This is a genomic window from Paenibacillus terreus, assembly GCF_042138595.1.
GTDB lineage: Bacteria > Bacillota > Bacilli > Paenibacillales > Paenibacillaceae > Paenibacillus > Paenibacillus terreus.
Genome location: NZ_JBHIRX010000001.1, coordinates 610,758 through 624,777, shown reverse-complemented (window position 1 = coordinate 624,777; position 14,020 = coordinate 610,758). Strand labels below are relative to the sequence as shown.

General features: G+C 48.2%; 8 protein-coding genes. 3 read left to right on the top strand and 5 right to left on the bottom strand.

Annotated features, from left to right (window positions below):
- Position 1 precedes the first annotated feature (1 nt).
- The 4 genes from ACE5KN_RS02910 to ACE5KN_RS02895 all read right to left on the bottom strand — a co-directional run bounded on the left by ACE5KN_RS02910 (position 2) and on the right by ACE5KN_RS02895 (position 6,597).
- The gene (locus ACE5KN_RS02910; RefSeq protein ID WP_375527709.1) at positions 2–931 is read right to left on the bottom strand and encodes an ABC transporter permease; all 930 of its coding nucleotides are present in this window, start codon (positions 929–931) and stop codon (positions 2–4) included.
- A gap of 749 nt (positions 932–1,680) precedes the next feature.
- Positions 1,681–3,156: an ABC transporter substrate-binding protein gene (locus ACE5KN_RS02905; protein WP_375527710.1), complete on the bottom strand. Its 1,476-nt coding sequence runs from the start codon at positions 3,154–3,156 to the stop codon at positions 1,681–1,683.
- Positions 3,157–3,302: 146 nt separating this feature from the next.
- Entirely contained in the window at positions 3,303–4,808 is a 1,506-nt protein-coding gene (locus tag ACE5KN_RS02900; RefSeq protein ID WP_375527721.1) for a response regulator, read from the bottom strand.
- A 1-nt stretch (position 4,809) separates the two neighbouring features.
- Positions 4,810–6,597: a sensor histidine kinase gene (locus ACE5KN_RS02895; RefSeq protein ID WP_375527722.1), complete on the bottom strand. Its 1,788-nt coding sequence runs from the start codon at positions 6,595–6,597 to the stop codon at positions 4,810–4,812.
- 340 nt (positions 6,598–6,937) lie between these two features.
- Here ACE5KN_RS02895 and ACE5KN_RS02890 point away from each other — a divergent pair, with 340 nt between their 5' ends.
- Positions 6,938–9,688 (top strand): endo-beta-N-acetylglucosaminidase, encoded by a 2,751-nt coding sequence (locus tag ACE5KN_RS02890; protein ID WP_375527711.1) that lies wholly within the window; start codon positions 6,938–6,940, stop codon positions 9,686–9,688.
- Positions 9,689–10,321: 633 nt separating this feature from the next.
- Here the strand turns inward: ACE5KN_RS02890 and ACE5KN_RS02885 are convergent.
- Complete coding sequence (locus ACE5KN_RS02885; RefSeq protein ID WP_375527712.1) at positions 10,322–11,140, bottom strand: hypothetical protein; 819 nt, start codon at positions 11,138–11,140, stop codon at positions 10,322–10,324.
- A 675-nt stretch (positions 11,141–11,815) separates the two neighbouring features.
- Here ACE5KN_RS02885 and ACE5KN_RS02880 point away from each other — a divergent pair.
- Both ACE5KN_RS02880 and ACE5KN_RS02875 read left to right on the top strand, forming a co-directional pair.
- Positions 11,816–12,385: a TetR/AcrR family transcriptional regulator gene (locus ACE5KN_RS02880; protein WP_375527713.1), complete on the top strand. Its 570-nt coding sequence runs from the start codon at positions 11,816–11,818 to the stop codon at positions 12,383–12,385.
- Between the two features lie 135 nt (positions 12,386–12,520).
- Positions 12,521–13,642, top strand: coding sequence for an NADH-dependent flavin oxidoreductase (locus tag ACE5KN_RS02875; protein WP_375527714.1), 1,122 nt, complete (start codon positions 12,521–12,523; stop codon positions 13,640–13,642).
- The last annotated feature ends 378 nt before the right edge of the window (positions 13,643–14,020 follow it).

Below are 14,020 nucleotides of genomic sequence, written 5' to 3'. Positions count from 1 at the left end.
TTTAGAACAGACTGCTGTCTTTATCAATTCTGCGGACGACATAGTTGGAAATGATGACAAGCACAAAGCCGACCACGGACTGATACAGCCCCGCTGCAGTGCTCATCCCGATCTCGCCTGTCGTCTTCAAGCCGCGGTAGACATAAGTGTCAATCACGTTGGTGGCCGCATACAGCGTGCCTGAATCGCGCGGAACCTGATAAAAGAGGCCAAAATCGGCATAGAAAATCCGGCCCACGGCCAGCAGGGTCATAATGATAATGATGGGCGAGAGCATAGGAATCGTAATATTGCGGATCTGCTGCCACTTGCTGGCTCCGTCGATCATGGCCGCTTCATACAAGGACTTGTCGATGCCCAGAATGGAGGCCAGATAGACAATGCTGTTGTACCCGATGGTCTTCCAGAGTGCTACGAAAACGAGGATGTACGGCCAATATTTCGGCTCCGAGTACCATTGGATGGGCTGCAAGCCGAACCAGCCAATGATTTGATTCAGCATCCCCCGATCAAAGCTCAGGAAGCTGAATACAAAATAACCGACAATGACCCAGGACAGAAAGTAGGGAAGGAACATGCCTGTCTGATAGATTTTGGCCAGCCGCTTGTTGATCAGCTCGGAGAGCAGAATGGCCAGACCCACGGCAAATATGAGGCCCAGAAAAATAATCGCCAGATTGTACAGCAGTGTGTTACGCGTAATCTGAAGTGCGTCATTGTTACTGAAAATGAATTTGAAGTTGTCCCAGCCCACCCATTCACTCTTGGCCAGGCTTGCCCAAAAGCCCTCGCGGCTGAACCTGTACTCTTTGAAGGCAGCGACGGTTCCTACAAGGGGCAGATATGAGAAAAAGAAAAACCAGACGGCGCCGGGCAGCACCATGAGCAGCATGATTTTATTTTTGAGTATGTTCTTGAAAAATGCGGCCATTCCCCTATCCCTCCTGTAATGGAATTGATCAACGTATTTAGCGGAAGTTTTTCTTGCGATGATAGAATTGTTCAGCTCCGCTGAAAACTTATAACTCAATTTTCGCAGCATGAAATCAGCAAACAGGCCTTGATGTAACTGGCTTTCTTGAAAGAAGGGGACTCCCCCCGATGCCTAATGCCTGTTGCTTGTTGTCTCTCCATACAGCTTTGCATGATTATCCCTTTTACTCAGACCCTCAGTCAGTTTCACATCACCCAAACGCTCTGCTTTCTCCTAAAATCGTCTCATCTCGAACCGATCTGCTTCTTCATAAGGCACGATCAAAAAAATAATAGACTCGTTCGATTGTTCTGAATAGCGTAACAACAGACATTTTCATGCCTCGCTTGATCCGTTATTTTCTTCAACGTGCCTAAAGATATTTTCGGTTCCCGGTTTTCTGTTTTTCTTCACCTGATCCAATGGGATAATGGTGCAAAGCTCCCGGACAGCGAGTTCACATGCCTTGCCACGGTCGACAGGCGTCTTGACTGTCAAGCCTTAACTTTCGCAGCATGAAATCGGCAAACTTGCAAGGAGGGGATTCGGATTTCTCAAAACCCCATAGCTACAAAGGTTTAATTGGATTTGTCCTCTGTGAAAGTTGAGTTATAAATTTTAAGGAATATTATTCCAATAAATTTATACTTTCTAGAATCTTAAATGGACCGGGCGCACTTGCGACCGCCCGATCCTTGAATATAACCTTACTTATTTTCCGCTCTCCAGGCATCAAGCTGGGATTGGGCTTCGGCCATCACTTTCGGCAGACCCGCCTCGTTAAATTTTTCAATCACCTGATCCAGATTCTGCTCGGGATCCAATGTGCCGGTCATCAAGGCAGCCCAGAACTGCTCCTTCACATTTTGCACGGCTGCGAGCTCTGTGGACACCTTGCTGGCATCAAAGTTGAAGCCCAGGATCGGGGAACTGACGCCTTCTGCATTGAACTTCTTAAATTCATCCCATTTGTTGTCAGGGTCATTGGGATTCAGGTAGAGCAGCATATTGTTGCCGAGTGAATACGAAGGCATATCGTAGCTCTTGGACTCCGGCAGGTTTTCCATATGCTTGTCATCAACCCTCTTGTAATGGACTCCTTCAATACCGGAATCCACCATATTGCGCAATACAGGATCGGTGTTCAACAGATTCAGGAACTCCATCGCCTTCTCCGGATATTCCGAATTAGCCGAGATGGCCATAATGGAGCCTTGAACGGACATATTGGTAATGATCGCATCGCTCGCCGGTGTAGTTACGACAGGATAGCCATAGCTTGCAGACCACAGATTTTCCGCCAGGGGTTGTGTCTGTGCACGGTCCAGGAACCAGTTGCCCGAGGTGGTCAGATCGTTGGTCGACCCTGTCGTGGCCGCTTCCGGCGATACATAACCTGCTTTGTAGTATTTGTGCATCGTCTTGAGCGCTGCCTTCATTTCGTCTGTTTCGAGAATGTTGACGATCTTGTAATCCTTGGTATCCAGCTTCACGGCCATCGGCAGATTCTGGATAATATAGTCATACGGTACATATGGCACATACTGCTTATCCATGGCAAACGCCGTGACGGTAGGCTCCTTCTCCTTGATCGTCTTCAAGAGCGGTTCCAGGCTGTCCAGTGAGCGGGCATTCGAGATATCCAGGTTGTACTTGTCCAGCAGCGTTTTGTTGAAGCGCCATACCTCCTGCTGCGGCAGCTCCTTATTGGCCGGGATGCCATAATTATGCCCGTCGACCTTGGAACCGCTCAGGAACGCCGGATCAATGGCCTGTGTCAGCTCCTTGCCGTGCTGTTCGAGCAGCTCATCCAGCTCCAGAAAAGCCCCCTTGCGGGCATTCTGCACATAATCAAATCCGCCGGAAGAAGTAAAGAGAATATCCATCGGCTCACCGGAGGCTACATTGACCTGCATCTTTTGCGCATAGTCGCCCCAATCTATCATTTTCATGGTGACGGTAGCATTGATTTTCTCCTGTGTATATTTGCTGACTTCCTCCATAACTTTGTCCACGTCTTTTTGCGGTGTACCAATGGTGTACCAGATCAGCTCGACAGGCTTTCCTTCACCGGAGCCATCGGCGCCGCTTCCGCTTCCTCCGCCGCCGCAGGCACTCAGGACAAGCATGAGCGACATCAGTGACGCCAGAACGGTCGTCAATCGTCTTTTTTTCTTTTTCATTGAACTGTGATCCTCCCTTTTGCAAAATGCCTTAACTCCAACGTTTGCTTCTTTAACTCTAACGAATGAAAGCCGTTTCATAAAGAATACAAACTTAATAAATCCGGGTACAAATTAAAGAGAACATCCGGATTTCTGACACGGAGCTAACCCAGCGTTTTATAATCGGTAGGCGATATCCCCACATACTTGCGGAATTGCTTGTAAAAATAACCTGTCTCCCAATAACCCACATTGCGGGCGATCTCATGAACCTTGAGACTGGTATTCTTCAGCTGCTCCTTGGCCCGCTCAATTCGGTATTTATTGATATATTCCGCAAAGGTCTCTCCCGTTTCCTTTTGGAACAATTGCCCCAGGTATACCGGATGCAGATGATACTGCGCGCCCAGCAGCTTGAGGGACAGCTCGTCCGCGTAGTGCGCATGAATATGGTTCAGCACCTGACTGACCGTCGGGTTCTTCATATCCTGCAGCAGGGACTGCACCGTCGCCGCGCCCACTTCCTGCAAAGCCAGCACAAGCTCCTCCAATGTCGTACTGGACAGTACCTGTCGAAGCCCGGTCCGGAAGATGGCCGATTCATCCGTATGCTTGATCCGCTCCAGCTCCATTTTGAAGCGGATAACCAGTTCCAGAGCGGCATGCTGAAGCTCGGCGGGGGTAATTCCGTCACTGTGCTGCTCAAAATCCGTCCGAATCCGGTCGGCTATCCCATCCTGATTCCTGGCCATCATAAGTTTTGCATAATCACTCCACGATACCGTGAAAGCTGCAGACGTAAAGTGACCGGCTCCGATCTGTTCGTAATCAAAGATCTTCAGCTCGGGATAGACCATGACATACTCCATGGCCTTCTTTGCTTCACGATAGCTTGCCGGAGCATGTTCCAGTCCGCGGGCAATTCCGCCAATGCCGATCAGCAGTGACGGATACGACGCCGCTAGCTCCGCAGCCAGGTCTGCAAGCCAGTCTTTGAAGGCCTGAACGCTCTCCTCTCTGCTCGGCAGATTGGCAATAATCACAGTATCCCCGTCCACATCGTGAAAAAGAACCGTGTAAGCCGCCTCATGCGCCCGCTGCTCCACAGCTGCGAGCAAGGACGAATGGCCTGAATCCGCACGTACAGAGGCTACTCCGATATAATCGCCATCCAGGGTGATGCCCATAAACTCGGCACGCTCCTCGAACTCTCTGCATGCAATCTGCCCCGTTAACAGCCGATGCAGCGTATTATCCTTCAAAATCTGAATGCCGTACGCATCATTCGGCCTCGTCTTGTCCAGATTGGTGACGATATTGCGCAGCGTGGCCTCCAGCTCCGCAATATTAATCGGCTTCAGCAGATAATTGTCGATCCCAAGCTGCATGCCTTCTTTCAGATAATCAAAATCATTGAAACCACTAAGAATGATGACCTTCAAGTCTTGCTGTCTTCGTCTCATCTCACGTATTAATTGCAGACCGTTCAGCACCGGCATGGAGATGTCGGTAATCAGGATATCCACAGGCTGGGACGACAGACGTTCCAGCGCAAGCTGCCCGTTGCCCGCGTGGCCCACAATTTCCAGCCCGAAGGCAGCCCAGTCCACGATATCGTACAGTCCTTCAATGATGAATGGCTCGTCATCTACAATGAACACTTTATACATGCTAAGCATCTGTCCTTTCTGCAACAGGATAACGCACCTGAATGGTTGTTCCTTCATCCGGCTTGCTCTCAATGGTGATGCCGTAGTCCGGCCCATACAGGAACCGCAGCCGGCTGTGCACGCTGCGCAATCCGAACATGCGCCCCGATTCCTCATGGCGTTCCAGCTCCTGACGGATTTCAGCCAGACGATCAGCCGCAATTCCCCTGCCATTATCACGGACTTCGATCATCAGTATTCCATTCTCCTCCTCCACCTCAATGTCCAGCCTGTTGTTCGCAAGCTCGGTGCGGATACCGTGGATGACATAATTTTCAACAAGCGGCTGCAGCGACAGCTTGACGGCCGGGTGGTCATAAAGCGTGGAATCCACCTTGATCTTATAAATAAAAATATCTTTATAGCGAATGCGAAACAGCTCCAGATAGAGACGGCAGGCCTCCAGCTCATCCTTCAAGGTATGGTTCCTCTTCTGCTGCACCTGGCTCTTGAACAGGACGGACAGACTATAGATCATATCCCCGGCGTCCCTGGCTCCCTGCGACACGGCCCTCATGCGGATCACCTCCAGCGTATTGTACAGAAAATGGGGATTGATCCGCGCCTGCAAAGCAACCAGTTCCGTTTCCTTCTGCCGGATTTCCGCCTTGTACACACGATCTATATATTGATTCATCTCCATGAGCATATCGTTAAAACTGCTTGCAATCTGCCCCAGCTCGTCCTCACGCGGATCATGAATACGGGCTGTCAGGTCGCCTTCCTTCACTTTATGCATAAACTGGATGATCCTGCGTGTTCGTTTGGCAAAATTCATAATATAGAACGCCGGCACCAGGACAGCAAATAAAAGGCACAGAAGACTGAGCAGCAGAATTGTATTGCGGATACCCGCATAAGCCTCGGCGATATCACTTTTCGGGACAGACCCAATCACAACATAGCCTCTATCAGCAGAGATTAGCTGATTCACATACCGTTCTTGTACCTTGTTATCGGCGCCTGGCCCTGTGCTGTCAAACAAGGCCTTCTCTACATTCACATAAGGGTAGCTGCGCCCGTAGTACTGCCCGCTGGAGTCGAAGAGTACCGTCCCTTCCGCAGATACCACGACAATATCCCCCTTGAGGCTGTTCGTGTAGTTTGCAATCGCTTGGGCAACGGACTCCGAATTGAAGAGCACCAGAAGCTGCCCCATATTCTTGAGCGTCTGCTTATTGTTGATCGGCACACGAATCGCATAGAGCGCAGGGTCCCGCTCTTCAATGGTTTTACGAACCCAATCGTTCGGCGCGCTGATATTTGGCGTCTCCATCGCCATCACATCAGGCACAAATGAATGGGCAGCGTTCACGTCCCGCTGCTTGAACTCCATATTCCGGCTGAAGTTCGACAGATACTGCTGCTCCGTGCTGTACAGCAGCACATGACGAATGTTAGCATTTTCATCCACCAGGTCCTGAAAATGAGTCAGTGCATCCGTTGAATAATCATCCCTGTTCGTGTAGAAGCCTTCCGTCAGATGCTGCATATAATCGGCATAGGGATGCTCCATGAAATAGGAGGTATTCGCCGACAGCGCCTCATTCCGGTGCAGGTCCCTCACCATATCCTGTACCGTTTCATACTGCTGGCGGATATAGCGGTCCACGCTCTCCATGGCTGCTTTCTGCACCTCCAGCTCCCGGCGAATCGTTGCATCGGCAATGGATCTGAATACGATATAGGACAACGTAATAATGGTGATGATGGAGATGAAAGAAAAAATGAACAGCATCCTCATGAACATATTATTTTTAATGTAGTTGATGCAAGCGCTCACAATTTTAAAAATACAACTCTACCTCCCGGTCTCACGAGCTCTCTGAGTGCCTTCCACTTAAAGGCCTTCCTCTTGACGTTCTTCTTCTTGCTCATGCGACTTTGTTCTGCCTCGTTATTGTATCACTCAAAAGTATAGCATCCTGCCACTCACATGAACCTTCCACTTCCATATTTTCTTTAGTTTGCACCTGAAATCTTTAATTTGGCCCTATTTGAAATGGCTTTCTTCCATTAAGGTTATCCATAAGCTTTTGTAAATTGAAAGCGAATACATATATGCCATTCCATTATGAAGGAGGAACCACATGACACGCAAAAAGTTGTCCACTAAGCGCATACCCAAAATGACTGCCCTGGCACTGTCGGCTGCGCTGCTGGGCCAGCTCTCGGCCGCACCGGCTCTTGCCGGAGATACACTGCCGTATGAGGGCATCAGCGCCAAGGGAGAGAACCAGCCCTATCAGCATGGTTATACCAGTGCCCAAATCATGGACTGGACCCCGGAAAGCGATATCTATGGGGATTTGCTGCGGGCACGTGTGCCGCTGCAGCCGCGCAATGCTCCATTCGCCTCTACCCAGGCCAACCCCGAGCTGAGCCCGGATACCCAGATGTTCACCATGAGCGGGGATTATGGCAACGCATTTTTCGACAGTACGCCGTACACCAATAAATTCGGCCAGTACCTGTATAATTATTGGCAGTATACCGACTATTACGGCTATTGGCACGGAATGGCATCCGCAGGGGTGCCGGAGGAGCTGTATGATCCGAAAAAGGATTGGACCGAGCGCTACTTCGAATTCGGTATCCTGAACATTCCTAATCCGGCTTACACGAACGCCGCCCACAAAAACGGCGTGCTCTCCATCGCCAACATCTTTTTCTCGGACAATGACCGCGGACCGCAGACATACAAGCAGATGCTCGTACAGGACGAGAACGGGGAGTTCCCTGTTGCCAGGAAGCTGGTGGAAATGGCCGAGTATTATGGCTATGACGGATACTTTTTTAATCAGGAAGAGGTCGCCAAAGGCGTAACACCAGAGGATATTCCCGCCTACAAGAAGTTCATGAAATACCTGAGGGATCAGGGAATGTACGTGCAATGGTATGATTCTACGATTGATGGGACCGGAAAGATTGATTATCAGAATGAGTTCAACTCCGCTAATAGCCCGTTTGTAAAGGATGCACAATTGGGCCGCGTATCGGATTCTATTTTCCTGAACTACTGGTGGAACCATGATATGCTGGCCAAATCCCGGTCTCATGCCGAAAGTCTGGGACTTGACCCGCTGGAGAGCGTCTTCGCCGGCGTGGAAGGCGGGAATGACAGCTTCGGCCGCTGGAAGCAGAAATACGATCTGCGCTGGAATCTGGATGAGAACAGCCAGCCCATGAACAGCATCGCCACACTTGGCGCCGACTTCACCCACAACGGCCTGGACGAAGATATGGGCAATCCGAATGCAAATCACCGCGCGGACAGCGAGTATCAGTGGATGACCTTCGTTCGTGACCGGGCATGGTGGTCTGGACCGAATCAGGACCCGACGGATGCACGCCGGAACACAAATGCCAGCCTGTCCGATGTATACGCATCCGGCGCGAATTGGGACGGCATTGCAGCCTACATTGCCGAACGCTCAGTCATTCGGGGCGGCAGCTTCTTCACAAGCTTTAACACCGGGCACGGCCTGGACTATGTGAAGAACGGCGTCGTGTCCAGTGATCAGGAATGGTCCAATATCAACATTCAGGACATTCCCGTGACCTGGCAGTGGTGGATCGATACTGCAGGGGAGCGGCTTGACGTGGATTTCGACTATGGTCCGAAGTACGAGAAAGGCCCGCGTTATGATTACAAGTCCATCGGTGCATATAACGGCGGCAGCTCTCTTGTAGTGAACGGGAAGCTGGATGCCGAGAACTTCCTTCGTCTGTTCAAGACGGATTTAACGGTCAATGAGCATTCTAAGGCCACTCTGACTTACAATAAACCTACAGTTGGGGACTCATCTTCCCTGAGCCTGGGGCTGATCTTTGCGGATGCGGCGGATGAAGTCGTCAAGGTGGAGGTACCGGATTCCGGTCAGCGGACGGACGGCTGGAAGACTGTGTCACTGGACCTCAGCCCTTATGCAGGCAAAAACATCGCTGCGCTGGGTCTGTCATTTGATAACCACAATAGCACTATCAATAAGTACCAGATGAATATCGGCGAGCTGCGCATCACGGACGGCTCCGCAGCCAAACCTGAAGCTCCTTCAGGCTTCCGAATCGATAAAGCCCTGACGAACACCGGTGAAATGGTGGTCGCTTGGGATATCGAGGATTATGACAAAGTGAAGCAATATAATCTGTATGAAAACGGCTCCTACGTTGGTGGGATTTACGATTCCACGTTCTACATCAAATCCCTGAAGCACAAGCGCGGGGAACTGAGCATAACTGCCGTGGGGGCAGATGGCTCCGAAAGCGAGCCCGCCACGCTGCCTTACGATCTGACAACCGGGGTGCGGGACGTGAAGGTCACATTCGATGACCACGGAGATGCGTCCATCACCTGGAAGAATCCAGACGGAGCAGCCGAACCAGTCGATCTGACACTGGAGACCGAGTATACGAACGAGCCGTTCAGCACCAGTGTGCAAGCAGATGCTGGTGAGAAGCAGGCCGTGATCACCGGCCTTCCGAAGAACGGCGAGCATTATGTTCTGAACATCTCCATCGACGGCCAAGCTCCGGTCACCGTAACAGGACAGCTGGCAGACCTTGAAATCACACCTTATGCCAAGGAACTGGTCACCGTAACGGGCGGCACCTATACGCTGGCCCTTCCTACTCTGGCAGATTGGCATCGTCTGTATGTGTATGAGAATGACGTGCCGTTGGAATTCGAAGTCACCTATACCAGCAAGAAGTTTCCGTATATTGTACGGGGCAGAACCAAACTCAGCGAGCTAACCTTCAAGCCAGCATCGGCGACCAGTTCCCTGAAGCTTGTCATTGAGGACTATGCCGGGAACCGGGCGACTACGATATTGAGATAGCATGTTACTGATATTTCTGTAAATGTACCGCTCCAGTCAGGGAGAAGTAGAATAAAGCGGCCTTGGTCCAGAATTCACCTGGACTGAGGCTGTTTAAATAACAAGCCCTACCAGTATCGTCTTTTCCCGCTACATCCTGCTTGAACTGGAATCTCGCAAGACTGAGGGACCTTATTTATCAAATTCAGTGTGCAAAGTTGAGTTACTAATTTCCTTTAAATTAAATAAGAAAAACCGCCTTTTCAGACGGTCAATTGAGTCAAGGTTACTATTTTCCTTTTTTTGATAATTTACTATTTATATCAAGTAAGATACCTATGATTATTGATCCATAGAAGTAAAACATACCAGCATTGGGTCCTTCAGAAATATTAATACCCATTAAGCCGAAAATCCAAGATAATATCATTACAGCAATGAAGGTGCCAATAATATAGATTATGACCATTAGCTATTCTCCTTCAGTTTATTGTTTCTTAAAAGTTACAGACGCTTAATTATAGATATTGCGTATACTTCAATTTTAGAACATCTCTTTTTCGTTTATAACCCAGTTTATTGATAAGTCTAACATATAAAGATAAATCCTCCAACCATTTTAAATTGATCGGAGGATTTGGATTAATTTAATTATTAGATAACGAATGTGAATCGACCAGTATAATCGACTTTTCCGTTACCACTAAACCCAACATATCCAAAGCTTAAACTAATCCCTGTGGTGAAGCCCGGAAGAATTCTATGTGAATAACCTACAGCAATTGCGGTACTAGTTCCATCAGCAGTTGCCGGATATCGTAATTCTTGACGCCCCCAACCGTACTGTTTCGTATAAGTTCCTCCAGCTTTCATATCTACTTTATAAGATGTACCAGCAACTTCTTCTTTATCTACGTGATTAACGTAAGTTGATATACCGCTACCACCATCTACAGAATGTTGACCACCAGGGGTACCTGTAGGAGTAGCATTAGCCTGCCAAGCCATTGCTAAATTATCAGTGTAAAAATTAAAAGGGCTGCTATTCCAATTATAGGTAGCGTAAACTTGATAGATGAGTTCTCTTCCATTGTTAGATGTACCCGAGTAAACAGCATAACCAGAAAGGGTAGGTGTAGCATCAGCAGCAGTAACTGATATATCCGTTACTGTATTCCCTTCTTCGTCTGTAACTGTAACAACAGTATCTAACTCTTGTGCTGCAACCTTCTTACCGTCTTTAGAAGAGATTTCTTTCTTCATGTCAATGGGCATATTTGAAAGATCAGTCGTGCTAAATCCCATTTCTTGCAAGTGTGCATCTAGCACACTTTCACTAGATATAAAAGCATCCGGCAAAGCAGGGATTAACCCTTCTTCTACTTCACTGTTTGTCTCAGCACTCACTGGCGTTAATAAACCAAACAACATAAATAACGACAATAATCCAGTAAAAAAGCTTTTCTTCTTCAAAATTTCATCTCCTTTTCAATTATTCTCGTAAACGCTAGATTTTCGGGGTAAATTAGATATTACCCATCAATATTCGCTATGCCCGGTCTAAGCTGTATGTAATTTTGCCTCCTCCTTTCTGTTATATTATTACTTCCAAAATTATACTAACAAAATGATATGGTATTATCAACCATATATTTTCAATTGATGGAATTTTGATAAAAAGTATCTATATTAAATGATAAAATAATACTATTGACAATTAAATTAAAAATATTTCTAAATACACAATGAACACCTCTCTATTTCCGAAAGGATGATGAAGGGTGTTCATTGTGTACAGTGAAACCTAATTTTCTGCGGTAAAGACCAATCGACGTGCATATATTTCTGATATCAAGATATCGATTTACTCAACTTTCGCACCTTGAGAAACTATATAAACTCTTAATATAACCGAGGAAATTGTCATCCAAATGGCAGAAAAAAACCGTTCCTTTGGTAAAATGTAGTTATCACACAACACCAAATGGATATTGTCACTATACTAGGGTAATATAGGACACGCTGGCACATTGAAACGGGCTACCGATATTTCAATGAACTGCTTGTTTGCAAAATCGGGGAATTTATATTTCGTTCTGGACTTATCGGTTCGGAACGGTGTATACTACGTTCGGGAGGTGTATACGAATGGTCCGCCCACGTAACTTCGATGAAGCCAATGTATTAAGGGAAGCGATGACACTCTTTCGGGCCAAGGGCTATGAGGCTACGTCCTTGAGTGATTTGCTGCATGCAACAGGGCTTAGCAAAAGCAGTCTTTACGAGACATTTGGCAGCAAACACGATCTCTTTATTCGAGCATTTGCATTGTACCGGACTAAACGCATGGCTGGTTTAATCGATTGCTTGAGCGACGAGAATGTGTACCGGGGGATTGAAGCCTCCTTTTATGGGCTCCTTGACGGTGAGAGCAGTCGGTTGGGCTGCATGACTTCCAATGAAGCGATTGAATTGGCTCCCCATGACGAGCAGTTTCGCAAGATGGTCGAAAGCGATTTTGACGATGTCGAGCAGGCTTATCTGGATGCCATTGAAAGAGGGAAAAGCAATGGTTCCCTCCCTACTGACATCGAATCGTTAAAACTTGCCCGCTTCCTCACTGTTTCTTTGCAAGGAATTAACGTCATGGTGCGAGCACAATCCAGACGGGAAAGAATCGAGGATTCGATTTCGGTGATTTTGGAAAAGTTGAAATAACCGAAGCGAACTTCTCGCTTTCTTTTCCATCGTTTCGGACCGATCGGTTCGCAACATCTATATCGCCCTGTTTTTTTGTCTATTACGGACCGATAGGTCCTTAATAAGAATATATACAGAAATGAGGAATGAAATATGAATCAAAAGTATGAACCCCTTTTCAAATCGTTTACTCTGCCTTCAGGTGTGCAATTGAAGAACCGGGTGCTTATGGCACCCATGAGCATGACAGCATCCGGTGCAAATGGAGAATTGACGGATGTTGAGTTAGCTTTTTATAAAGCACGCGCTCAGGGAGTTGGGGCTGTAGTGACCGGCGCACTGGTGTCGCCAAACGGGAAGCTGATTGAAAACGGTATTGATATCGATAACGATACGCTGCTGCCTGGGTTGCAAAAGCTGACGGCTGCTATACAGGAAAATGGAGCCAAAGCGATTGTTCAGCTTTATCACGGCGGACGCTTGAGCAATCCGTCCCTTATCCCAGGCGGTCATGTGCTGAGCGCAAGTCCGGTTGCGGTAGAACGTGAAGGTGCAGCCGTTCCAAAAGCAATGACCGATGCGGAAATTGAAACCGTGATTGAAGAGTACGCTCAGGCGACGCGCAGGGCGATTGAGGCCGGTTTTGACGGCGTTGAAATTCACGGTGCCAACGGATTCCTGATGCAGCAATTCTTCTCCCCCCACTCCAACCGAAGAGAGGACAAATGGGGCGGAACGTTGGAAAAACGCATGACCTTGCCTCTGGAAGTTGTAAGACGTGTAAAAGAAACGGTTGCAGCGCATGCCACGTCGCCATTTGCCGTCGGATACCGAATCTCTCCCGAGGAAAACGAGACTCCTGGAATCACTATGACGGATACACTTCATTTCGTTGATGTGCTGGCTGAACAGAACCTGGACTACATTCATATTTCCGTGGATCGTTTCTGGGCTGGCCCGAGACGGGACGACAGCATTAAAAAATCAAGAATCATCATGATACAGGAACGAGTGGGCGACCGCGTTCCCGTGATCGGTGTCGGGGGATTGTTGACTCCGAATGATGTCGTTCAAGCCCTGGAAACCGGCGTTCCTTTAATCTCGCTTGGCCATGCGATGGTTATGAATCCGGAATGGGTTGCCTTGGTACAAAGCGGCCGTGAACAGGAGATTAAAACCACGCTTTCCCGTTCCGCGCAAAAAGAGCTGATGATTCCGAATGTTTTTTGGGGAATGATCACCAATACACCGGGCTGGTTTCAAGTCGTGGATTAAACGAATAAAATTATAATGGGGTGGGGCTGAACAGAGTTAAACGTTCGGTCCCTGCACCCGGAAAAAAGGATGAATCGGTGCTTGCCAATGGGTTTGCCTCGAATGATCGATCTATCCGGTACTTTTTTTGCTAGCGGGCGCCATAGCGCCTATTCGGCCGGGAAACGAAGATTTTCTATTCTAACAGTTGTATGTGCGCTTATTTAGGAGAAACAGCCCCTTTATCTGCGAAAAAACGGGAATTAAGCTCGCGGGCAACCTTTACATCTTGTAATCCCCCGTTTTTACCCAAATATCGTCGCTCACAACCGCTAGAACTTTCGAGCTTTTCAACGCACTGGCTCCTATTCTCCGTTCTAGCACCGATTTCGGTTTTGA